23 protein-coding genes and 1 tRNA gene are annotated in these 24,118 nt (G+C 34.4%); 18 read left to right on the forward strand and 6 right to left on the reverse strand.

Annotated features, from left to right (window positions below; genetic code table 11):
• Positions 1–312: 312 nt before the first annotated feature.
• Positions 313–1,197 (reverse strand): NAD(P)H-dependent glycerol-3-phosphate dehydrogenase, encoded by an 885-nt coding sequence (locus LS70_RS04375; RefSeq protein WP_034288274.1) that lies wholly within the window; start codon positions 1,195–1,197, stop codon positions 313–315.
• A gap of 100 nt (positions 1,198–1,297) precedes the next feature.
• On the opposite strand from LS70_RS04375, the gene fliI reads away from it, so the two are divergent.
• The 13 genes from fliI to truA all read left to right on the forward strand — a co-directional run bounded on the left by fliI (position 1,298) and on the right by truA (position 13,719).
• Positions 1,298–2,596 carry a flagellar protein export ATPase FliI gene (gene fliI / locus LS70_RS04380; RefSeq protein ID WP_034288277.1) on the forward strand — a complete coding sequence of 433 codons (1,299 nt, stop codon included), beginning with the start codon at positions 1,298–1,300 and terminating at the stop codon, positions 2,594–2,596.
• A gap of 130 nt (positions 2,597–2,726) precedes the next feature.
• On the forward strand, positions 2,727–3,044 hold the full coding sequence (gene trxA / locus LS70_RS04385) for a thioredoxin (RefSeq protein ID WP_034288280.1): 318 nt from the start codon (positions 2,727–2,729) through the stop codon (positions 3,042–3,044).
• Between the two features lie 39 nt (positions 3,045–3,083).
• On the forward strand, positions 3,084–3,572 hold the full coding sequence (locus tag LS70_RS04390; protein ID WP_034288283.1) for a hypothetical protein: 489 nt from the start codon (positions 3,084–3,086) through the stop codon (positions 3,570–3,572).
• A gap of 3 nt (positions 3,573–3,575) precedes the next feature.
• Positions 3,576–4,514, forward strand: a complete 939-nt coding sequence (gene trxB, locus LS70_RS04395) for a thioredoxin-disulfide reductase (protein ID WP_034288286.1) — start codon at positions 3,576–3,578, stop codon at positions 4,512–4,514.
• Positions 4,515–4,525: 11 nt separating this feature from the next.
• Positions 4,526–5,293, forward strand: a complete 768-nt coding sequence (gene dapB / locus LS70_RS04400) for a 4-hydroxy-tetrahydrodipicolinate reductase (RefSeq protein WP_034288289.1) — start codon at positions 4,526–4,528, stop codon at positions 5,291–5,293.
• Positions 5,294–6,688 carry an amidophosphoribosyltransferase gene (purF, locus tag LS70_RS04405; RefSeq protein WP_236096437.1) on the forward strand — a complete coding sequence of 465 codons (1,395 nt, stop codon included), beginning with the start codon at positions 5,294–5,296 and terminating at the stop codon, positions 6,686–6,688.
• An 18-nt stretch (positions 6,689–6,706) separates the two neighbouring features.
• A complete protein-coding gene (locus LS70_RS04410; protein WP_201273964.1) occupies positions 6,707–7,660 on the forward strand; it encodes a TIGR01212 family radical SAM protein in 954 nt (317 codons plus the stop codon).
• A 105-nt stretch (positions 7,661–7,765) separates the two neighbouring features.
• Positions 7,766–9,115, forward strand: a complete 1,350-nt coding sequence (locus tag LS70_RS04415; RefSeq protein ID WP_052083343.1) for a hypothetical protein — start codon at positions 7,766–7,768, stop codon at positions 9,113–9,115.
• A gap of 138 nt (positions 9,116–9,253) precedes the next feature.
• The gene (locus tag LS70_RS04420; protein ID WP_034289220.1) at positions 9,254–9,904 is read left to right on the forward strand and encodes a uracil-DNA glycosylase family protein; all 651 of its coding nucleotides are present in this window, start codon (positions 9,254–9,256) and stop codon (positions 9,902–9,904) included.
• On the forward strand, positions 9,897–11,123 hold the full coding sequence (locus LS70_RS04425) for a hypothetical protein (RefSeq protein WP_034288296.1): 1,227 nt from the start codon (positions 9,897–9,899) through the stop codon (positions 11,121–11,123). Before LS70_RS04420 ends, LS70_RS04425 begins: the two co-directional genes overlap by 8 nt.
• An 83-nt stretch (positions 11,124–11,206) precedes the next feature.
• Entirely contained in the window at positions 11,207–11,908 is a 702-nt protein-coding gene (locus LS70_RS04430) for a M48 family metallopeptidase (RefSeq protein WP_138109349.1), read from the forward strand.
• Entirely contained in the window at positions 11,905–12,942 is a 1,038-nt protein-coding gene (locus LS70_RS04435; protein WP_034288299.1) for an LptF/LptG family permease, read from the forward strand. Before LS70_RS04430 ends, LS70_RS04435 begins: the two co-directional genes overlap by 4 nt.
• A gap of 24 nt (positions 12,943–12,966) precedes the next feature.
• Positions 12,967–13,719, forward strand: coding sequence for a tRNA pseudouridine(38-40) synthase TruA (gene truA / locus LS70_RS04440; protein WP_052083345.1), 753 nt, complete (start codon positions 12,967–12,969; stop codon positions 13,717–13,719).
• Here truA and polA read toward each other — a convergent pair whose 3' ends face one another.
• Genes polA through LS70_RS04455 form a run of 3 tightly spaced genes read right to left on the reverse strand, consistent with a single transcriptional unit; the run spans position 13,720 to position 17,345 of the window.
• Positions 13,720–16,380 carry a DNA polymerase I gene (gene polA, locus LS70_RS04445; RefSeq protein ID WP_034288302.1) on the reverse strand — a complete coding sequence of 887 codons (2,661 nt, stop codon included), beginning with the start codon at positions 16,378–16,380 and terminating at the stop codon, positions 13,720–13,722.
• Positions 16,381–16,392: 12 nt separating this feature from the next.
• Positions 16,393–16,599 (reverse strand): 2-hydroxymuconate tautomerase family protein, encoded by a 207-nt coding sequence (locus LS70_RS04450; protein ID WP_034288305.1) that lies wholly within the window; start codon positions 16,597–16,599, stop codon positions 16,393–16,395.
• 2 nt (positions 16,600–16,601) lie between these two features.
• The gene (locus LS70_RS04455; RefSeq protein ID WP_034288308.1) at positions 16,602–17,345 is read right to left on the reverse strand and encodes a TerC family protein; all 744 of its coding nucleotides are present in this window, start codon (positions 17,343–17,345) and stop codon (positions 16,602–16,604) included.
• Between the two features lie 148 nt (positions 17,346–17,493).
• On the opposite strand from LS70_RS04455, the gene LS70_RS04460 reads away from it, so the two are divergent.
• From LS70_RS04460 to LS70_RS04475, 4 genes are all read left to right on the forward strand, one after another.
• On the forward strand, positions 17,494–18,813 hold the full coding sequence (locus LS70_RS04460; RefSeq protein ID WP_034288311.1) for a sodium-dependent transporter: 1,320 nt from the start codon (positions 17,494–17,496) through the stop codon (positions 18,811–18,813).
• 100 nt (positions 18,814–18,913) lie between these two features.
• On the forward strand, positions 18,914–19,486 hold the full coding sequence (locus LS70_RS04465) for a TRAP transporter small permease subunit (protein WP_034288314.1): 573 nt from the start codon (positions 18,914–18,916) through the stop codon (positions 19,484–19,486).
• Positions 19,487–19,496: 10 nt separating this feature from the next.
• Positions 19,497–20,825: a TRAP transporter large permease gene (locus LS70_RS04470; RefSeq protein WP_034288317.1), complete on the forward strand. Its 1,329-nt coding sequence runs from the start codon at positions 19,497–19,499 to the stop codon at positions 20,823–20,825.
• 14 nt (positions 20,826–20,839) lie between these two features.
• On the forward strand, positions 20,840–21,958 hold the full coding sequence (locus tag LS70_RS04475; RefSeq protein ID WP_236096438.1) for a TRAP transporter substrate-binding protein: 1,119 nt from the start codon (positions 20,840–20,842) through the stop codon (positions 21,956–21,958).
• 229 nt (positions 21,959–22,187) lie between these two features.
• Here the strand turns inward: LS70_RS04475 and LS70_RS04480 are convergent.
• Positions 22,188–22,272 (reverse strand) — tRNA-Leu (locus tag LS70_RS04480).
• A 59-nt stretch (positions 22,273–22,331) separates the two neighbouring features.
• Complete coding sequence (locus LS70_RS04485) at positions 22,332–23,417, reverse strand: agmatine deiminase family protein (protein ID WP_034288320.1); 1,086 nt, start codon at positions 23,415–23,417, stop codon at positions 22,332–22,334.
• Positions 23,418–23,482: 65 nt separating this feature from the next.
• On the opposite strand from LS70_RS04485, the gene LS70_RS04490 reads away from it, so the two are divergent.
• Positions 23,483–24,109, forward strand: coding sequence for a hypothetical protein (locus LS70_RS04490; protein WP_034288322.1), 627 nt, complete (start codon positions 23,483–23,485; stop codon positions 24,107–24,109).
• The last annotated feature ends 9 nt before the right edge of the window (positions 24,110–24,118 follow it).

Genomic DNA, 24,118 nt, shown 5'->3' on the forward strand with positions numbered 1-24,118 from the left:
CTTTTTAAACTCTAAAAAACTTCTTTAACACTAAAAACTAAATAAAACTAAAAAATACTATTAAATTTACAAAAATCACAAAATCTTTAATGCTAGTAACTTTTTTCTTAGTGATTCTTAAATTTAAATGGATAAAATTGAAGCGGTGAAGTTGATTCCTTAGTGAATCGGAACTTCACTAAGGGAAATTTGCTTCTCCGAAAGGAGGTAAATGCAAATGAAAACGATAGCAATTATAATCCTGCTATGCTTAATTATAACTTATGCAAATTAAGTATCGCCCTTTTTGGGCGAGCGTTTTCTCCCTTCTTTCTAACTCTGCATTAAATCTAACAAACTTTGCTTTGGATTTTTACCTTGTATAATTTGTGCAACTTCTTTTGCAATAGGTGTGTAGATATTATGTTTTTGGGCTAGAGTGTAAATCTCTTCCGATGTTTTTACTCCTTCTGCGACTTCTCCTAAATCGTCTAAAATCTCTTGAAGTTTTCTGCCCTGTGCGAGATAGATTCCGACACGAAAATTACGCGATAGAGTAGAATTTGCAGTTAAAAATAAATCTCCAGCACCTGATAATCCTAAAAATGTGGAATCTTGCGCACCAAAAAACTTGCCAAATCTTGTCATTTCAACTAACCCTCTAGCCACCAAAGATGCGCGCGCGTTATTTCCAAGCCCTAATCCCTCACAAATCCCGCTCGCAATAGCAATTACATTTTTATAAGCCCCGCCAATCTCACCACCCATAACATCTAAAGAAATGTAGGGTTTAATAAAACTAGGAAATAGCATACTCCATTCTTTTGCAAACCCCATTGATTCTGAATGAATATTCAGTGCGCAAGGTAATGCGTTTTGCACTTCTTTAGCAAAGCTTGGTCCTGCAAGATAGCTAAGTTTGGCATTAGGATAAGCTTTGCTAAAAATTTCGCTGACAAACTCTCCATTTGCGATTCCTTTTGAGGCGACTAAAATTTTCGCCTCTTTTGGAAGCGGGTGTGTGCTTAGCCATAAATGCAATGCAGAGCTAACAATCGCAACAACAAAATAATCACTATCTTGCGCTTCTTCTTGTGTGATTTGTGCTTTAGAGTTTAGATTTTTTCGAGAAATAATAAAGGCAGAATTTTTTTCTTTGAAGGCAAAATGTAATGCACTTCCCCACGCTCCACCTCCAAATATGCTAATTTTAGGCATTAGAATCCTTATAATAAATCTTTTATGGCATTAATCTTAAAGCTGAAATTTTAGTAAAAATATATTAAAATTTTGCCACATTTTTAAAAAAGAGTTTGCAATGGCTTTAGGGAATTTACGAGAACGCTTAAATGGTTTGAATCTTTCTCCTGCTTTTGGTTTGGTTGTTAAAGTCGAACAGGGATTCTTATCTGCAAATGGGCTATCTCCGCGTATTGGTGATATTGTAAAAATTATTAGCGAAACACACCAAAGTATGGGAATGGTAACAGCTTTAGAAAAAGAAAGTTTTAGAGTTACTCCTTTTTCATTTGTAGAAGGGACAAAAGTTGGCGATAAAGTGTATTTAAATACGCGTGGGTTGCAAATACCAGTGGGACCAGAAGTTTTAGGGCGCGTAATCAATCCTTTAGGAGAACCAATTGATGGCAAAGGCGCAATTAGAGCTGAAGGAGCAATGCCTATTATTCGTCCTCCTATTGAAGCAATGAAACGTGGAATGATTAATGAAGTTTTTAGTGTTGGGGTAAAAAGTATTGATGGTTTGCTAACTTGTGGTAAAGGACAGAAGCTTGGAATCTTCGCAGGAAGTGGGGTAGGGAAATCTACTTTAATGGGTATGATTGTGCATGGTGCAACTGCGAAAATCAAGGTTATTGCACTTATTGGTGAGCGTGGGCGTGAAGTTCCAGAATTTGTAGAGAAAAATCTAGGAGGGGATTTAACAAACACAGTGTTGATTGTCGCGACAAGTGATGATTCTCCTCTTATGCGTAAATATGGAGCATTTGCTGCAATGAGTGTGGCAGAATATTTTAAAGCAATGGGTGAAGATGTGCTTTTTATGATGGATTCTGTAACGCGTTTTGCAATGGCACAAAGAGAGATTGGGCTTGCGCTTGGTGAGCCACCAACAAGCAAAGGTTATCCCCCATCAGTTTTAACGCTTTTGCCACAACTCATGGAGCGCGCAGGAAAAGAAGAAGGGCAAGGTTCTATCACGGCGTATTTTACCGTTTTGGTTGAAGGTGATGATATGAGCGACCCTATTGCCGACCAAAGCCGAAGTATTTTAGATGGGCATATTGTGCTTGATAGGTCTTTGACAGATTTTGGAATCTATCCTCCTATTAATGTCTTAAATTCTGCTTCAAGGTTAATGGGAGATGTCGCAAATAAGGAGCATATTGAAGCAGCTAGAAAATTTCGCCGCTTATATGCAATGTTAAAAGAAAATGAAGTGCTAATAAGAATCGGAGCGTATCAAGCAGGGAGTGATAAAGATTTAGATGAAGCGATTGCCAAAAAAGAAGCAATGGAAGAGTATCTAAAGCAAGATTGCAATGCCTCAATAACCTATGAAGAGAGCGTTCAAAAGCTTATTGCAATTATGAGTTAGAGAAAAAGTAACATATTTTTTGGATTTTTTATTAAAACTTTTATTTGTATTATGTAATTTTAAAAGTTTTTATTTTTTTAAGTAATTGGTTGTATAATGCGCGAATATATTTAATATCTAAGGAGAAAATATGGCTGGTTATATTGAATTAACAGAGCAAAATTTTGAAGAAACAATCAAAAGTGGTGTAGTAATGGTAGATTTTTGGGCTCCATGGTGCGGTCCTTGTAGAATGATTGCTCCTGTGATTGATAAGCTTGCAGAGGATTATGCTGGAAAAGCAAAAATTTGCAAAGTTAATACAGATGAGCAACAAGACCTAGCGTCAAAATTTGGAATCCGCTCTATTCCTACAATCTATTTCTACAAAAATGGTGAAAAAGTAGATGAAATGATTGGTGCAGCAAACGAGCAAGCATTCAAAGAAAAAATTGATGGCTTATTATAATCTTATAGATTCCGCATTTTTGGAGCTAAAGAGGGTAGCGTGAAAAAGTGCTGCCCAAACCTTCCTATTGCATTTATCATTATCTTTATGGTGGGTGCATTTATTTATTATCAATATTCTTTCACATCAATGATAAAAATTGATTTCACACAAGATTCCTTTTATACAGATACAAATGGTAGTTTAAGTCTCTTCACTCCAGAATCTAAACACTATAATTTATGTATCTATAATAGTTTTTTAAAGGAACAGGAAGACTTTTTACAAAAAAATCTTAAAAATGAGATTCCACTTTTAGGGATTGATTTTTATCAACAAGGACAAAATATTTTTAAGGAAAAAAATTTTAATCTAGTAAGAATTTCAAGCACTTTAATGCTAAAATTAATCCATGGATTTAACATAAAAACATTACCACAATGTTTTGTCATCAAACAAGATGATAAGAATCCTATGCAATATACGCATTTAAAAGATTTTGGGTTTTATAAAGTGATGAATTTTAAAACAAATAATACTAAGGAGTAATCTATGCTAGAATTAGCAATTATTGGTGGAGGTCCTGCTGGATTAAGCGCAGGATTGTATGCAACAAGAGGTGGCTTAAAAGATGTTGTCATGTTTGAAAGAGGAATGCCCGGAGGACAAATTACTTCAAGTAGTGAAATGGAAAATTATCCCGGAGTTGCAGAAGTTAAGAGCGGATTTGATTTTATGACGCCTTGGCAGGAGCAATGTTTTCGCTTTGGGCTAAAGCATGAAATGGCAGAAGTCGTGCGTGTCAAAAAGATTGGCAATCATTTTGGAATCGTATTAAGTGATGGCAAGGAAGTCGAAGCAAAATCTGTGATTGTCGCAACAGGAGGAAGCCCAAAGAAATCAGGAGTAAAGGGCGAGGATGTTTTTTTTGGTAAAGGCGTTAGCTCTTGTGCAACTTGCGATGGATTTTTTTATAAAGGAAAAGAAGTTGCGATTTTAGGCGGTGGAGATACAGCTATTGAAGAGGCAATTTATCTTGCAAAAATTTGCTCAAAAGTCTATGTTATCCATAGAAGAAATGAGTTTCGCGCTTCTCCTGTTACTGTGGAACGTTCTAAAAAAGTGCCAAATATTGAGTTTTTGACTCCTTATGGGGTTGATGAGATTTTAGGTGATGATTCTGGAGTTACAGGATTGCAACTTAAAAATTTGGAAAATGGTAATGCGAAAACTTTAGATATTGCTTGTTTATTTGTCTTAATTGGTTATAAAGTAAATAATTCTGTATTAATCCAAGAAGATGGTAGCAATATTTGTGCGGTTAGTGAGTATGGAGAAGCAGTTGTTAATCTAAAAATGGAAACAAATGTTCCCGGTTTATTTGTCGCAGGGGATTTGCGCATAGATGCTTCAAAGCAAGTTGTGTGTGCAGCAGCAGATGGCGCGACAGCAGCACTTAGTGCAATCGAATTTATTGAACATCATAAGTAAAAAGGATAAATATGCTTGGTATTGGAGTCTTTGGCGCAGGTGGTCGTGTAGGACAACTTATTGTAGAATTAGCAAAGAAAAGTGATGCGGTTAGATTAGAATCAGTGTATGTGCGTAAGGATTTGGATTTTTCTATTGACCCGGGTGTTTTAATCACAAAGGATTTAAAAATTTTTTTAGAAAGCACAGATTTGATTATTGATTTTACAACCGCAGAAGGAACAAGAGCGTTGCTTGAAGTTGCACTAGAGAATCCTAAACCGATTGTTATTGGAACAACGGGACTTGAAGAGCATCATCAAAATCTTATTAGAGAGGCTTCTAAGAAAATGCCAATTTTATATGCAAGCAATATGTCTTTGGGTGTTGCTGTGCTAAATAAGGCAGTTAAACTTGTTGCTAGCACATTGCGTGATTTTGATATTGAAATTGTTGAAACACACCACCACCATAAAAAGGACTCTCCAAGTGGAACTGCTTTGCATTTAGCGCAAACTTGTGCAAATGCTAGGGGGCTAGATTTGGATTCTGTGCGCCAAAGTGGTAGAAATGGTAATATTGGAGAGAGAACTAAAGATGAGATTGGTGTAATGTCTTTGCGCGGTGGAGATGTTACTGGAATCCATAATGTAGGATTCTATGGCAATGGTGAATATTTAGAGCTAATTCACACAGCAACATCTCGTGCGACATTTGCGCAAGGTGCAATCAAAGCGGCACTTTGGCTACAAAATCAGCCAAATGGTTTATATAGCATTGATGATGCGTTAGGTTTATAAGTGGAATTTGTTACTCAAAATCAAATAGGAGAAAATAGCAGTTGGAATGAAGAATGCGCGGTTGTTGGTGTATATAATGCACAAAATGCTGCAAGCTTAGCGTATTACTCTCTCTTTTCTATGCAGCATAGAGGGCAAGAAGCGTCAGGGATTGCTACAAGCAATGGTGAAAAAATCACTACAATTAAAAGTCATGGTTTAGTTACAGAAGTCTTTTGTGATGATAAACTCAATAAACTAAAAGGCTTTAGCGCAGTTGGGCATAATCGCTACTCCACAGCCGGTGGGGATTCTATTTCTGATGCGCAGCCTATTTTTGCACGTTATGATTTAGGAGAGATTGCTATTGCGCATAATGGAAACTTGACAAATGCGCGTAAAATTCGCGATGAACTCATTTGTGAGGGTGCGATTTTTCAAAGTTATATGGATACAGAGAATCTTATTCATCTGATTGCTAGGTCAAAAAAAGAAAGTTTGATTGAGAGGATTAAAGAAGCAGTTAATAAGCTTGAGGGTGCATTTTGTTTTGTGATTTTAAGTCGTAAGAAAATGTTTGTAATCCGAGATAGAAATGGATTCCGCCCTTTATCTTTAGGTGAAATAACAAATGCTGATGGCACTAAAGGCTATATTGTCGCTAGTGAAACTTGTGCTTTTGATTTAGTAGGGGCAAAATATATTCGCGATGTAGAGCCCGGAGAAATGCTGGTATTTTCAGATAAGGGAATCCAATCGCATAGTATTATGCCTAAAAATCCTTATCCATGCGTCTTTGAATATGTCTATTTTGCGCGTCCAGATAGTCATATTTTTGGGCGTTTGGTGTATGATATTCGCAAAAAAATGGGTGCGGAACTTGCAAAAGAAAATCCTGTAAATGCGGATTTGGTGATTCCTGTTCCTGATAGTGGTGTTGCAGCGGCACTTGGATATTCTAAAGAGAGTGGAATCCCTTTTGAGCTAGGCATTATTCGTAACCACTATGTAGGGCGCACATTTATTGAGCCTACGCAGCAAATTAGAGAACTTAAAGTGCGCTTAAAGCTAAATCCTATCCGTGAGCTCATAGAAAATAAGCGTGTAGTTGTAATTGATGATTCTATTGTGCGCGGGACGACAAGCCGACAAATTGTGAAGATTTTGCGTGATTGTGGAGCAAAAGAAATCCATATGAAAATCTCTTCTCCACCAACGATTTCTCCATGTTTTTATGGCGTGGATACACCCAATAAAGAAGAGCTAATTAGCGCAAGAATGCGTGAAGAGGAAGTGTGTAAGTTTATTGGGGCAGATTCTTTAGCATTTTTGTCATTAGAAGGTTTAAAACGTAGCATTGATAAGGAAAATTATCAATATTGTCAAGCCTGTTTTGATGGTAAATATATCATCTAAGGATAAAATGTGAAACAAATGCTAACATTTGGGCGTTACTGCAAGCGCCGTTTTGGTCAAAGGGTGCGTAAGATTCCTATTGCTTTAGCTGGTTTTACCTGTCCGAATATTGATGGAACTGTTGCGCGCGGTGGTTGTATTTTTTGCAAGAATGAAAGTTTTTCTCCAACGCTTGAAAAAGAACCAAAAGTGCGTATAACAATGCACCCTAATATGCAAGAAAATCCACTTTTAGAAATGCAGCTTAAGCAATTACATCATCAATTTGAGTGGCAAAGTGAGTTTCATTGTAATAAATTTGGTGTAGGAAAATATATGATTTATTTTCAGTCTTTTACAAATACTTACGCTCCTTTTGATACATTGCAAAAACTTTATACAGAAGCATTAAGTTTGCCAAATGTCATAGGAATGTCCATAGGCACACGCACAGATAGTGTTGATTTGAAATTGCTTGATTTTTTAGCAGAGTTATCCCAAAAAAGAGGGCAAGAAATTTGGGTGGAATATGGAATCCAATCTGTTTATGATGAGACTTTGCGCTTTATAAATCGTGGGCATGGGACAGAAAATATGGAATTTTGTATTAAAGAGAGCAAGAAAAGAGGCTTAAAGACTTGTTCGCATATTATTTATGGATTGCCAAAAGAAACAAAAGAAATGATGCTCCATAGCTTAAGAACCGTGCTTGAATGGGGTAGTGATGGGATTAAAGTGCATCCTTTGTATATTATTGAAAAAACATTGCTTGCAAATATGTATGAAAAGGGAGAATATAAGCCTATTACGCTTAATGATTATATTGATTTAATTGTGGAATCGTTAAGAATAATCCCTCAAAATGTCGTAATACACAGAGTAAGTGCTGGCGTGCGTAATGATACGCTTTTAGCTCCAAAATGGTGTTTTGATAAAAATATTCAAATGCGTGCGATTCGAGACGCATTAAGAGAAGCAGGTATTGAGTATTAAAGGAATATTATCAATAAAAAGCAAAAATAGGAATAGTTTTTGCTTGAAGAATGCCAAAGGAATTGCTTAGATTTAAGGATAAAAATTCAAATTTAAGGATAGAAAATGGCATATTGGTATTCTGAACGAACGGGCGTGCAGTCTTATATGCAGGGTGTGAATTATGGCGCATTAATGCAAGATGCTCTAAACCCAAATAATAGAACTGCTGAAAATGAAAGACTTAGCACAAGCTCTACACAAGATGACTATTTTAAAAAACGACGGCTTATTAAAGAGGCGATTCAACAACTTCAAAATAATGGCTATGTAGAGCCAAAAATCGCTAAAGAAGTCGATGTAAATGCACTAAAAGAAAGTTTGCAAAAATCAACAGAAGGTGAAGCTTCGGCACTTAGTATGCTAGGGCAAGGCACAGAATCTAGCGAAGCTAGAAAGCAAAGTCAAATGATTGCACAAGAAGAAATGCTTGCTTCTAGCGTTAATATTTCAGATAAAGAACAAACCCCAATCCGCAATCCTTTAGAAGAACGCAAAAAGAAAGAGATAGAGGATAAAAAGAAAGCAAAAGAAAGTATCTCACAAAGTGTAGAAAATGACACTTTGATAAAAAGAGAAAGCAAAAAAGGTGGAATCTTAGATAAAGCAATTGTCCAAACAAGCTCTAAAGCTCCAAATGGTATTGCAAAAGAGGTTAAAGATGCGCATAATCCTTTAGAAGTTACAGAAGATACAAAGAATGATAAAACCATAAAACAAGCAGTAGAATTTATTGATGAAGTGAGTGGAAAAAAAGTGTCAGTGCCATTAAATGATGCAAATGCACAAAAGCTTATTGAACAATTTGGTTCTTTAGAAGAAGCAAGTGATTATGTTAAAGGCTTTTATTATGACGCGGCTTACAAAATGGGATATTTAAGCGGTGATAGTGATGGCAATGGGCAAATTAGCTTAGAAGAGGGCGTGCATTTAAAAAGTCTTGTAAGCTTGCTTGATGGAAGTTATTATTCGATTGCAGATAGGATTGGAGGGGATTTAGAATCCCAAAAGAAGTTTTTAGAGCAAGTTGGATTTATCGATAATATTGGAGATTTTATTAACCATTCTATCGCACAAGATAGCAATTTTGATGGTGCGATTAGCCTTAATGAAATGATGGGCGATGATGGCAAAGCAGTGCTTTTTAAGGTTGGTGCTGAAGCAAGCGGAAATGTAGAAATGTTTGTGATTTGGAAGTTTAATTTTGATTTAACACAAGATTCATTGGGGGATACTTTGCTAAATCTTGGTGCAAAAGATGAAAACAAAGTCGAAGTTGCAGATAAAAAAGATGTTAAAAGTTATGTGGATACAAATTATTTGGAATCCCTAGAAAAGTCTTTGCGAGAGAATGTGTTAAAAAGTGATATTCTTTTAAAGAATATGATTGAACAAAATATGGTTGAGAGTGTATAGTGGAGTTAAAATCTCTTTTACTTGAGATTATATTTTTTGGCTTGGTGATGCTTGCACTCCTTTGGTATCGAAGGAAGCTCAAATAAAGAAGCGTTTAATGATTTTAGTTTATAATTGCGTTTATTTATTGGGGAACTTTTGCAAACACTTCATCAGGCTTTACTTTTAAAAAAGTTATATTTACTACAATCTTGTGGTTTTTCTTATTGTGAGCCACAATTCTTAGCACCTATACAGCAGCGATTCCAAAGCCAAAATACAAGTGATTTAAAAGCGATGATAGAAGCTTGTAAGCTGTGTGCGCAAAAATCTTCACAGCCAAATTTTGGATTATGTCATGCAAATTCTAAGCTAGTTTTTGTTACTCTTTTTCCTTTGTTTAGCGGACAAATGCGTTTTGGTTCTAAAGCGTCTATTATGCTAAAAAATATTATTGAAGGTGTGTTTAAACTCTCACTTAAAGAAGTTTCTATTCTCTCACTTTTAAAATGTGAGATTCCAAAGCAAAATGAGCAAGCAAGCATAGAAGCGTGTATGGGATATTTTTTAAAACAATTAGAGTTTTGTGGAGCAAAAACGCTTGTAATTCTAGGTGCTGAAGTTTATTCTTATCTCACAAAAGATGGAAATAGCTATAATAGCGTGCAAGGGAAGTTATTAAAATGGAATCACTATGAGGTATTTCCTACTTTTGCGCTTTCTTTGCTTGTGCGCCAACCGGAACTTAAAATTGCTGCACATAAAGAATTTTTAGAATTAAGACAATTATTGGGAGAAAAAAATGCTTAAAAAAATAATATTGTGTGTGATGTTAATTTATCCGCAATTTGGGCTAGCAAGCGGAAAGTATCTTTCACCTTTGCCTTCTCCAAATATGGAGGTGTTGAATCTTGAAAGCAAGAAATGCAGCACGAGTTGCTTGAGAAATTTTTTAGAACAAGGACAAGTGTTTTCTTTTATTGCTAATGTGAATAAAGACAATCAAAATGCTATGATTGTTACAGAGTTAAACACGCTTTTAAGCACGCTTGAAATTTCTGAGATTCCTTATTTTTTGGGTGCGCAAAAACCATTTTTTAGTGTCGCATTAATGTTTCCTCGTAAGAGTATAGGGCGTTATTCCAGCACTACAACAAATGTGATTTTGAGCTATCTTCTTAATCAAAAAGGGAAATTTAACTTTGAAATTTTTGATTCTAAAACAGAATCGCTAGAGGATATGCAGGCTATTTTACAAACTATTTATGCTAAAGGCTATCGTCAAGTGATTGCTGTTGTTACACAAGAGGGTGCAAATGCGCTAAATATGATAAACCCAAATATGTCTGTGTTTATACCAACAGTGCATAAAACGCAATTAAACACAGAAATTAATACTCCAAATGTTATTTTTGGGGGAATTAGCTATGCAGAGCAGATTCAAAGCCTTTCTGCTTTAAATCCAAATGTCAAGGCAACAAGTTTTTATGATGATAGCACTATTGGCAGGCAAATGCAGGCTTATACACAAGAAGAAAATGCAAATTTAATCTATTCTCGAAGTTTTAACCTCAAAAAGAATCCAGATTTTCAAAAAGAGATGAAAAATTTAAGAAGCACATTGCGTTCCACGCGTATTTTTCTTAATACTCCTGTAACAAATTCTAGCATTATTCTTTCGCAAATTACCTATAATGATATTCGTCCAAATGCAATATACTCAACACAAATTAATTATAATCCTAGTTTGCTTTCTATTACGCAAGAACGTGATAGAAGTAATATGTTTATTGCAAATTCTATTATGCCACTTGATAGTTTGTTTGTCGAAAATGCAAAGCTTTTAAATGCAGATTTGGAATATAGTTGGATTAATTACACAACAGCATTTGGAGTGGAGTATTTTTATACGAAAAGCGTTCCTAGCGCAAAGCGGTTCTTTAAAGAAAAAATAAGAAATCAACAAGTGCAATATAATATTGAGATTCTAAAGCCAACAAGCACACGTTTTGCACCTTTTAATCAATAGGCTAAATTTTGCAATTACCTAAGAATTTTCCTAGTAATTTACCTTTTAAACTTGTAGAAAATAATCGCATAAAAGGTATTAAAATGGAGTTTGATGGAGGAGGTGCTTTGGTGCTTAAGAAATCAAAAAGAATCTCTAAGAAAGCTTGCTTAGAATTTTTAAGTATCAATATGGAATGGGTGTTATCGCATTTTAAGGCAATGCAAGATTCTGTATTTTTTGAAGATAAAATGTATTATTTTGGCGAATGGAAAGATTTTAATGCTGTTAGCATAGAGGCAGAACAAGCAGGTTTTATGCAAACATTTTGCAAGCGCATTCAAAGATTGAAAGAATCACAAAATGCACAAGCAGAATCTAGTGTGGTTTGTTTGCAAAATCTTTGGCTATGCGCTATAAAGGCAAATGATACGCGCTATAAAAAGATTTTAGAAGCATTTTATAAAGAAGCATTAAAATCTTATATGAGTAAGCGTTTAGAATTTATTGCGAAAGTAATGGATTTATACCCTAGTGCGGTTACATTTGGTAAAAGTTATCGACAATTAGGTTGTTGTTTTTCGCTAAAGAAAAGAATCCGTTTTTCTTTACGATTAGCTTTGATGCCAAGAGATTGTATTGATAGTGTGATTATCCATGAGCTTGCACATTTAAAACATCAAAATCATAGTAGGGATTTTTGGAATTTTGTAGAAAAATTTGATACAAATCCAAAAAGAGTTCGACTATGGCTTGATGCACATAGAGAAAATTTACAAATTTATTATAAGGTTTTTAAATATTGAGAATTAAAAATTTTTTATTTCAAAGTTTTGCGCAAATCTTTTTTTCTGTTTTTTTAGTATTATTTTTTATCGCTTCTGTGGTGATTTTTATCCGAATCGCAGGAGTAACTTTTGTGGTAAAGATTAGCTTTTTTGAGCTATTAACTTTATATTTTTACACATTGCCAACAATGCTTTTTTTTGTGATTCCACTAAGTTTTTTTGTCGCATGTGTGCTTGGATTATCGCGCCTTAGTTTTGATTATGAATTGCCTGTATTATTCGCACTTGGTATGAGTCCAAAACAAATCATTAAGATTTTTTTGCCTATTGCTTTATTAGCAAGCATAAGCTTATTTGTTTTATCTCTTGTGCTTACACCGCTTAGCGATATTGCCTATAGGCAGTTTTTAGAAGAGCGCAAAAGTAGCATTGATATTAATCTACAAGCAGGAGAGTTTGGGCAAAAGCTTGGAGAATGGCTTGTGTATGTGCAAAAAGGCAAAGATAACATTTATGAAAATATTGTGCTTCTTTCTTTGCAAAAAGGTGAAAATAGTCAAAAAGATGGACTTATTTTTGCAAAAGAAGCAAGCATTGAAAATACAGATGGTGTTATGGAAGCGCATTTGAAAAATGGGAAGATTTATAGAAAGATAAGCGATGGAATAGAGTATATTGGATTTGAAGTAATGATTTTGCGTTCTATTATAGATTTTTCAGGCGATGGAAATATCGGTTTATTGGAGTATTGGAAGAGAGCATTTTATGAAAATGCAAGGCAAGATAAGGTAAAGCGGAATCTTTGTATGTATGTTTTGCTTTCCCTTTTTCCACTTATTAGTTTGTTTTATTTTCCCTTACTTGGTGTAAAAAATCCGCGCTATCAAAAGAATTATACGATTCTGCAAACAATGGGTGTGGTTGGGATATTTTTTGCTTTGATGTATTTAAGTGCGACTTATATACCATTGCTTGGAATGTTGCTACTGCCGACAATTTGGGCTTTTGGAGGATATTTTTTCTATAAGCGTTACATTGCAAGATTCTATTAATTTTACAGAAGGTTTTAAGAATTGATGCAAAAAAGCTTACAAGGAAGCCTTCGAAAAAATATTAAAGTTGCAATGCGTATTGCTTATAATGGCGGTGCTTTTTTTGGATTCCAAAACCAAAATGATGTGCAAAGTGTAGCAAATGCGTTAGAGTGCGTCTTTAGAAGTGTTGGAATCTTTAGTAAAATTGTTGCTAGTGGGCGCACAGATAAGGGAGTGCATGCAAGTGCGCAAGTTATATCTTTAGAGATTCCATATTTTTGGAGAGATTTAGAACGCTTAAGACAACATTTAAACACAAAACTCACACCAAATATTTATATTAAGCGTATTTGGGAAGTTGGTAAAAATTTTCATGCTAGATTTAGCGCAAAAAGAAGGGGATATTGTTATGTGTTAAGTAAGCACGCTTCCCCGCTTTTTGCGCCTTTTTCTTTATATTATGTTTTGAAAAATCCAAATCTTATTCAAGAGGCTTTAAAGTTAATTGTTGGCACACATAATTTTGAAGCTTTTATGAAGCAAGGAAGTGATGAAAAATCTAGTGTGCGCATAATTTTTAGAGCAGAGTTAAGGGAGTTTAAAAACTTTTGGATTTTATCGTTTTGGGGAAATGGGTTTTTGCGTTCTCAAGTGCGGTTAATGGTAGGATTTTTATTAGAGATTGATAAAGGGAATTTGACATTAGAAGATTTAAAAGAGCAACTTTTGGGAAAATGGCATTATAGAATCCCAATTTCTCCCAATGGTTTATTTTTAAGTCGCGTGGATTATTAATTATCCTTTAAGCTCTCCCCAATTTTTTGCAAGACTTACGCCACAACGCAATGGCACGCGCAAAGTAGTGATATTTTCCATAATTTGTGTAATTTTTTGTGCTTCAATATCTGCTAAGTGTTCAGGAGTTTCAAAAATAAGTTCATCATGCACTTGTAAAAGTAATTTGGATTCTAATTTTTCTTGTGTGATTTGAATCATTGCAAGCTTAATAATATCTGCGGCACTGCCTTGAAAAATTGCATTGATTCCTTCACGCAAAAATGCTGCTTTTTGAAATTCTTGAATGTTTTCAAAATTAAATTTTCGCATTCTTCCTAGAAGCGTTAGGGAATATCCATTTTTTAAAATAAATTCTTCTTGTTCTTTTAAAAAGTCTTTTACGGTTGGAAAGGAATCAAAATAGTTTTGAATATAAGTTTTTGCTTCTTGATAGCTAATTTGTAAAGTTTCAGAAAGTTTTTTAGCTCCCATTCCATAGATTAACCCAAAGTTAATACTCTTTGCTACGGAGCGTTTTTCTTTTGCTTGTGTTTCTCCAAAGATTTTTTTCGCTGCTTCAAGGTGAATATCAGCATCACGATGAAAAGCTTCAATCATTGCGCTATCTTTTGAAAAATGCGCAAGCAAACGTAGTTCGATTTGAGAGTAATCTAAACTTAAGAGTAAATGTCCATTTTGCGCAATAAAACCTTCTCGGATACGTCTGCCTTGTTGGGTTTTAACCGGAATGTTTTGCAGGTTGGGATTTTTTGAGCTTAAACGTCCTGTGCTTGTGCCTGTTTGCATAAAAGAGGTATAAACTTTATGTTCTGTATTTTGGCTAGCAAGGTCGATTAAGGGTTCAATATAGGTGCTATACAATTTAAAAAGTTCTCTGTATTCTAATAATTTTGGGATAATGGGATGCGCGTCTTTTAAGGAATTTAGCACGCTAGAATTTGTGCTTAAGCCGGATTTTGTTTTCTTTCCACTTTGTAAATTTAACTCTTCAAAAAGCACGATAGAGAGTTGCTGTGGGGAGTTTAGGTTGAAGCGTTTATTTGCAAGAGTATAAATCTCATCAGAGAGTGCTTGAAGCTTTTCTGTCATTTCAATTTTTAGGTTTTTGAAATACTCAATATTGATTTTTGTCCCACTTAGCTCCATATTGACCAAACATTGAATAAAAGGGAATTCTACATTGTTTGCAATTGTGTTTAAAGAGTTTGGAAGTAAATCATAAATTTTATGAAAAAGTTGATAACAAGCTGCAGCGTCTTCGCACGCGTAGGTAAAGGCATTTTCGATTGGGAGTTGTGAGAAGTTTTCTCCTTTTTTGATAATATCTTTAAAAGCAATCATTATGTGTTTAAAATAGCGATGCATTAAATCATCAAGATTGCAAGGCATATCACTTTGATATAGCCAAGCTAAGAGCATACTATCTTTGATATTATGATAACTTTTAGGGCTAAAGTTAAAATTTGTGCGCAAGATTTCTAAGTCGTATTTGATATTGTGTCCAATGATTGCTTTTGCGTCAAATAGGGCAGTGATAAATTCTAATACAAGCTCTTTGCTAATTTGTTCTGGCACACCTAGATAGCTATGTGCAATAGGAACATAATAAGCGTTTATCCCATCAAAAGAAAAAGAAAAGCCTACGATTTTGGCATGCAAAACATCTAAATCCGTAGTTTCTGTATCAAAGGATACAATAGAATCTTTTGTGATTTGTGCCATTAGGTTTTTTAGCATTGTGGCATTCTCAATTAAAATGGCTTGATACTTAAAATGTCCTGATGAATCTCTTTTTATTGTTTTATCTTTTATGGGAAGTTTTTTTAAAACACTATAAATTTCGTATTTTTGTAAAGAATCTACGATATTAAGCAGTGGGCTAACTCTTGGCATTTCACAATCTTGCAAACTAAAATCATTTAAGAGATTATCGCGCAAAGATACAAGCTTTTGACTACGATAAGCATCATCTTTTGCTTCTTTTAAAAGTGTTTGTGTGCGCACTGGGGTAATGGAATCTAAATTTTTATAAATATTATCAAGCGAACCATATTCTTTTAGTAGATTTGCAGCTCCCTTTGCGCCGATTCCTTTGACTCCCGGCACATTATCAGCACTATCACCTACAATACTTTGATAATCAATAAACTGCGATGGAGTTACACCATATTTTTCAATACATTGTTCTTCTTTAATTTCTTGTTTCTTTTTAGGGTCAAATAAAAAGGTATCGCCATCAATGAGTTGATACAAGTCTTTATCGTGGCTTATGATTCTAACATTAACATTTAGTGCATTTGCGCATTTGTTAATAGAAGCAATAACATCATCTGCTTCATAGCCTGCAATGCTGATATTTTTAAAGCCCATTTGTTCTACCCAATCAATAGCAACTTGAAGTTGTAGCTTTAAGTCCTCTGGCACTTCTGGGCGATTTGCTTTATAGAGAGGGTCAATGCTTTTGCGAAAATTCTCTTCTTTGGAATCTAATGCAAAAACGAGATAGTCGTTAGGATAATCTTTGTGGAGTTGCATAATAAGCTTTGCAAATCCTGTTAATAAACCTGTGGGAAAACCCTCACGATTTTTAAGTGGCGGTAGGGCAAAATAACTACGAAATAAGAATCCAAAAGTATCAATAATAGTGAGTGTTTTCATAAAATAGCCTTTTTAAGATTGCGCCCTTTTTTGTGTGATTGAGATTCCACCAAATCCGTAATTATCTGTTGGAATCTCATCAATAACAATAACTGCATTTTTGCAGCTTCTGTTTAAAATTTTTTCTAAAAGCTCTGTTGTTTCTTTGATAATCTGCTCTTTTTGTTCTTTTGTTGGGCTTCCATTTTCTGTTGTGATTTTAAAATTTACATAGGGCATTTTTATCCTTTGTTTGTATTTTCAAGGCGTTTTTTCTTAATATAAATGTTGATGGATTCCACACCCAATGAAAAAGCCATAGCAAAATAAATATAGGCTTTTGAAATATGAAAATCTAATCCTTCTGCGACAAGAGTAACACCCACTAAAATTAAAAATGCTAAAGCTAGAATCTTAATTGTAGGATTATTATCTACAAAATCTGAAATACTCTTTGAAGCAATCATCATCACACCAACTGCAACAATAACTGCAAGCATCATAATCTCAATAGTATTTACCATTCCCACAGCAGTAATTACAGAATCTAGTGAGAATACAATATCTAAAATAGCAATTTGGATTAATACGCTAAAAAAGCCTTTTTTCGCACCTTCTTTTAAAGCTTCTTCATCACTTGATTCTCCTGCGCTATCAATATCGTGGTGAATTTCTAGTGTAGATTTACCGATTAAAAATAATCCCCCTAGAAGTAAAATTATATCGCGTCCGGAAATTTCTTGTGAAAAAATAGAAAAAAGCGGTGTTGTTAGCTTCATAATCCAAAAGAGTGAGAGTAAAAGTAATAAGCGTGTTACCATTGCTAAAGCTAATCCAAAAATCCTAGCCCTTTGACGTTGTTCTTTTGGCAAACGTCCAACAAGAATCGCAATAAAAATAATATTATCAATACCTAAAACAATTTCTAGTGCAATCAATGTTACTAAAGCAATCCACATTTCTGGGTTCGCAATCCACTCAAACATAAGATTCCTTAAGTTGTAAAGTAAAAAAAGATTGTAAAGATTTTTTTCTTAATAAGTTATTGAATTTGGCGATATTTTGCAAATTTAAAAACCATAAAACTTAAAATATATTCTATAATAGCACTTTGATTTTTTAGGAGTTTTATAAATGCGATATTCTTGGTCAAGTAGTTTAGCTTATATTTTAGTAACAGCTGGAGCTACAATTGGATTTGGGGCAACTTGGAGATTTCCTTATTTGGTGGGACAAAATGGTGGTGGAGCATATGTGCTTGCGTTTATTGCAGCAATGCTTTTAATTGGAATCCCGATGATTTTAGTCGAAAATGTGATTGGAAGAAGAGCGCATAAAAATGCCGTAGATGCTTTTGATGGTGAGTATCAACGTAAAAATATCTCTAAGGCTTGGAAGATTGTTGGTTATATGGGGCTTATTGGTGCATTTGGGATTATTGCATATTATATGGTGCTTGGAGGGCGAGTGCTTGTGTATATTACAAGCATTGTGTTGGGTAATCTTGACTTATATGCCCCTATTACAAAAGAAGTTACAAAGAACTTTTATGTGGAAAATATTAGCGATAACACTTTGGCGATTAGTTTTTATACGATTGTATTTGTGCTTTTGAATTATGTAGTGCTTATAAAAGGAATCGCAAATGGAATCGAAAAAGCTGCGAAATTTTTAATGCCTTTATTGTTGGTTTGTCTCATCAGTGTTGTTATAAGGAATCTCACATTAGATGGGGCGTATGAAGGTGTGCATTTTTACTTATATCCTGATTTTAGCAAAATTACAGCAGAGCTATTTATTCAAGTGTTAGGGCAAGTCTTTTTTGCGCTTTCTTTAGGGTTTGGCGTAATGATTACATTATCATCTTATCTCAATAAGCAAGAAAATCTTGTAAAAACTGCCACAATTACAGGAATCGTCAATACAATTATCGCACTTTTAGCAGGATTTATGATTTTTCCTTCACTTTTTACATTTGGGTTAGAACCAGATTCTGGAGAACGCCTTGTATTTGAAGTTTTGCCTATTGTATTTTCAAAAATGTATTTTGGTTCTATGGTTGCAATCGGATTCTTTTTGTTGTTGCTTTTAGCAGCATTTACAACTTCTATTACGCTTTATGAGCCACTCATTACCACAGCACAAGAAAAACTAGGAATGCAGCGCAAAACAGCTGTATCTTGGGTGTTAATTTTAACATTTCTTGCAGGAAATATTCCTTGTATTTTTGATGAGAATATCTTTAATGCGTTTGATTTTATTAGCGGAAATATTTTCTTTGTTTTAACTGCACTTGGGGCAGCGATTTTTGTGGGTTGGATTTTAGGAGATGATGCAAAAGAAGAGCTTGCAAATGGATTTCATCATAAGAAAATTATTAATGCTTGGTTTTATTATGTGAAGTTTTTTATTCCATTTTTGATACTTGTTGTTTTTATTAGTGGGATTTTTTAAAAGTTTTAAAGCTTTTTCTTGTATTTTATTTAAAATTTTGAGACAATATTAAATTTTATAAAAAATTAAAATTAATTTACTTTTTAGGAAAAGCATCATTATGCAAAAGATTTTAAAGGTTGCATTATTTTTAGATAGAATATCTTTAGTGAGTTCAAAGGTTTCTATGATAGCACTTTGGGTGCTTTCTTTTTTGGTTTTTGGGTTGTCTATTGCATTAAATTTTTCTTATGTGAATAGTAAGCTTGATGATTTAAGTTTGTATTGTTTTGCATTACTTGTTTTGCTTGCAATTTCGCATACTCTAAAAGAAGATAAGCATGTGCGCGTAGATTTAGTTTATGCGCATTATACGCAAAAAACAAAAGTGATGAGTTGGTTTTTTATTAATCTTTTATTTATTTTGCCTTTTTCTTTGATTATGGTGAAATATGGGCTAGATTTTACAATACAATCCTACAAAATAGGAGAATCTTCACAAAATGGAAAGATTCCGTATTATTTTATCTTTAAATCTTTTGTGGTGTTAGGTTTTGTGCTTTTGAGTTTGCAAAGTCTTAGTGAGATTCTAAAAGCGTTTGTAAAAATTTGGCAAAAATCTTATGCAATTCCAGAAGATGTTTATACAGAAGAATCTAAGCGCATAAAAGCGCAATCTGCAAAAATGCAATAAGGAATCTAAAATGGAATTATTAGCTTTAATTGGAATTGCTATTGTTTTATTAGTTGTTGGCGTTCCTGTTGCGTTTGCATTTGGTTCAAGCGGATTGCTTGTGGGAAGTTATTTAATGTTTTTTGGAGATAATCCTTATGTTCTGACTTTTTTACCAAACCGCTTGGAAGGAATTTTTAACAATGCAACTTTAATTTCGATTCCATTATTTATTTTAATGGGAATGATTTTAGAGCGAAGTGGAATTGCAGAACGTTTGATTAATTCTATCGCAAAACTTTTTGGCTCACTTGGGGGTGGTGCTGCTATTGGAGTGATTTTGGTGGGTGTTTTGCTAGCAGCAAGCACTGGGATTGTTGGGGCAACAGTTGTCATGATGGGTGTTATTGCTGTGCCAACAATGTTAAAAGCAGGCTATAACAAAAGCCTAGTTTCTGGTGTAGTTGCCGCAAGTGGGACATTAGGGCAAATTATCCCGCCTTCTATTATTTTGATTATTTTAGCAGATGTTTTGCATGTGAGTGTTAGGGATTTATTCAGTGCTGCGATTTTACCTAGTGCAATTTTGGTTGGACTTTATATCCTTTTTGTTTTTGGCGTGGTAGTGTTTGCGCCAAAGCTAGCACCAGCAAGCCCGGATTCTTCTAAAAATTTAAGAATGTTAGCACTAGAAGCGTTAAAAATGGCGATTCCACCTATTGTGTTAATCACGCTTGTTTTAGGAAGCATATTAGCAGGAATTGTAGAGCCAACACAAGCTGCTGCAATTGGAGTAATGGGTGCATTATTATTGGCATTTTTTAATGGTCAGTTGAATTTTGAATTACTCAAACATACAAGCAAAGAAACCGTGATTTTCTGTGGCATGGTATTTATGATTTTAATTGGAGCAAATTGCTTTACACTTGTGTTTAATGCTCTTGGTGGCGATGTTGTGGTGCTAGAATTTTTTTCACAATATTTAAATTCACCATTTTATTTTATGCTTGTTGCGATGTTTGTAATTTTTATTTTGGGATTCTTGATTGATTTTTTTGAGATTTGCTATATTGCTTTGCCAATCCTTGCTGGAATCGCAATACATTATCAAATTGATATGTTGTGGTTTGCTTTGCTTGTAGCAATCAACTTGCAAACTAGCTTTTTGACACCACCTTTTGGATTCTCTATTTTCTTTTTAAAATCCGCTGTGGGTGATGCGATTAAAATAGGAGAAATTTATAAAGGTGTGATTCCTTTTATTGTGTTGCAAATTTTGGTTTTAGGAGTTGTTTTTTTATTTCCACAATTAGTGCTAAAAAGCGAAGATTGGGCTAAAATTTTAGGATTTATCTTTTAAATAAGGAGTTTAAAATGCAAAGACGTGAGTTTTTGAAAAATACAGGTATTGGTGCAATTTCTGCACTTGGTGTAGCAGCTTTAGCAGGTTGTGGCGGTGAAGAGAATACAAGTAAAGCAGCAGGGCAGAGTGAGCAAACAGCAGGCAAAAAAGCAAGTGTTAAAATCCGCCTTGCAATGACTTGGCCAATTACAATGCCAATTTTAGCAGAGACAGTGAAGCATTATGCAAGGACTGTTAGTGAGTTAAGTAGCGGAAGTATTTCAATTGAGATTTTTCCTGCTGGGAAGCTTGTGCCAGCATTAGGCGTATTTGATGCAGTAAGTAGCGGGCAAATTGACGCGTATCATTCTGCGCCATACTATTGGGAAGGAAAAAACACAGCGTTTAATATTTTTTCTGGAATCCCTTTTGGAATGATAGATATTGAACAAAATGCGTGGTTTTTGTATGGAGAAGGAATGAGCCTTTGGAGAGAGATTGCAGCAAAATATAATCTTTATCCACTCTTAGGAGGAGCGACAAGTATCCAAATGGCAGGTTGGTATAAAAAAGAAATGCTAAGTATAAAAGATTTTGAAGGCTTAAGAATCCGTATGGTTGGGATTGCGGGGCAAGTTCTTTCAAAATTAGGAGCAGCGACTAAAAGCACTCCCGGAGGCGAAATTGTTCCAAATTTAGAAAGAGGTGTGTTAGACGCTGCAGAATGGGTATCTCCTGCATTTGATTTAAAATTAGATATTCATAAAGTTGCACCTTATTACTACACACCTTGGCAAGAAGCAGGTTCTATTACAGAATTTGTGTTTAATAAGCAAAAGTGGGAGAGCTACTCTAAAGAAGTGCAAAGTATTTTGGAGGTTGCAAGCAGGGAAGCGCATTTGCAAATGACAGCAATGGGGCAATTTTATAATGCAAAAGCAATGGAAGATTTAAAAGCGCAAGGTGCGCAAGTTAGAACTTTCTCTCCAGAAATTTTAGAAACATTTAAAAAAACATTAGCGATTGTGCTTGAAGAAGAAAGTGCAAAAAATCCTGATTTTGCAAAAGTATTAGCAAGCTACCAAAGCTTTCAAAATGAACAAAAAACTTGGACAAAAGATAGCTTGGGAGCATATTTAAACATAAGATAATTTCCTCAAATGCTTTTAGATTCCAAAGGTAATGCAAATGTGGTTTTGTCTTTGGAATCTTAGCTATCTGTATTTTTTTGTATTAACAAAACTGCTTTATTGCGCATAATGCGTCTAAAAATATTAGCAAATAAAATTAATAATCCAAAATAAAATGTGTTAAGCAGAATTTTATGCAAGTTAAGAATCTAAAGTGGAAAATTAAAGTAAATAGAATGGGATTTACAAGTGGTGCGGAAAAGAGGACTTGAACCTCCATGCCTTGCGGCGCCAGATCCTAAGTCTGGTGCGTCTGCCAGTTTCGCCATTTCCGCTTTTCAAAAATAAAGCAGAATTCTACTAAAATATTCTTAAATGTAACTTTCATAGTTTTTCAAGGATTCCTTTTGGTGGCATTTTTAGTTGAGAAATTTTTAAGAGTTTGGAAGTTTAATGTGTTTTTAGGAAACTGCATACTAATACAATGTAAGCTGCCATGCTGCCTTATTAAAACCGAACAATCAATCGGAATAATTTTGTGTTTGGGGCAAGCTTTTTGTAAAATCTCTATTGCTAGGCTATCGTTAGAATCTCGATAAATAGGCAGTAAAATTGCACCATTGATAAAAAGAAAATTTGCATAGGTTGCTGGTAAGCGTTCGTTGTCATAGTATTTTGGTGCAGTAAAGGGAAGTTTGATAAGTTTGAAGGGTTTATTTTTGAGATTCCGTAATGCTTTTAGTTCTTTTTGCATTGCCTGTAATGCTTGATAGTGTTCATCATTTTTATCATCACAAGTTATATAAGCAATAGTATTTGGCGCAATAAAACGCGCAAGCGTATCAATGTGGCTATCTGTATCATCTCCACTTAAATAGCCAGAATCTAGCCATAAAACTTTTTGGATTCCTAAATCTTTTTGCAAAATCTTTTCTAGCTGTTTTTTAGAGTAGAAAGGGTTGCGATTCCTCTCTAAAAGGCATTGTGTGTTTGTTAGCAAGATTCCATTTCCATTGCTTTCAATGCTTCCACCTTCTAAAATAAGTTTTTTTGTTTTGACTTTTTTAAAGATTCCTAATTGATGAAGTTTGTGTGTAATTTGGTTATCAAAATTAGAAGCAAATTTTAATCCCCAGCCATTAAATCCATAATCTAAAACTACATTTTTGCCATTGTTACAAATTGTGATTCCACCAAAATCACGCGCCCAAGTATCGTTACTTGGAATCTCAATGCAATAAAGTTGCTTTAAAATATCGGTATTAATGTTTTTAAAATCACAATAGTCTTTAATAATTTTTAGTGTGTTTTGTTTGGAATCGCATATTAAAATACAAGCCTCTACTTGCAAAATTTCTACAATAATCTCACAATAGACTTGTTGCACCTCTTTTAAATAGGGATTCCAATCGGAATTTTTATGGGGAAAAGAAAGTAGGATTCCATCTTGTTTTTCCCATTCTGCAAAAATTTTTTTCATTGGCTATACTCTTTTTTAAAAAAATGACGATATTATTATATAAATTTTTTGTTAAGGAGAACAATATGGAAATTAATGCTTCTAGTAATTCTACAAAAAGCAGCTTTGAATATGCAAATGATTTGCAAAATGCAATGAGCTCTAATCCGCTTAAAAAAGATGAGACTTCAGCAGAGGATAGAAATAAAAGTATTCAAGAAGCAGCTTCAAAGGTTGATGCAAAATCTTTAGTAACAGGCTATATTATGCAGTTCCAAATGAGTGTTACCATTTCAAGTGAGACAAATTTCTCTTCACAAAATGGCTTGTTTGGTGGCACAAGCGCAATGAATGACCCCTTTAAGCTAAATAGCATTCTTAGCGGTTTGGATTTGAAATCTATTGGTTATGATGGTAAGCCAATTCAAGAATTAACTCAAGATGAGGCAAAAGCACTGATTGCAGAAGATGGATTTTTTGGGGTTGCAAAAACTTCAGAAAGAATTGCAGAATTTGTCCTAGCGGGCGCAGGAGATGATATAGAAAAGCTTAAAGCCGGAAGAGAAGGAATCATCAGAGGATACAATCAAGCAGAAAAGTCTTGGGGTGGAAACTTACCAGATATTAGCAAGGAAACATTGGAAAAAGCTTTAGAAAAAGTAGATAAAAAACTTGCAAGTCTTGGTGTAGATGTTTTAGACACAAATGCGTAAGAGTTATTT

Source organism: Helicobacter sp. MIT 11-5569 (assembly GCF_000765695.2).
Taxonomy (GTDB): domain Bacteria; phylum Campylobacterota; class Campylobacteria; order Campylobacterales; family Helicobacteraceae; genus Helicobacter_D.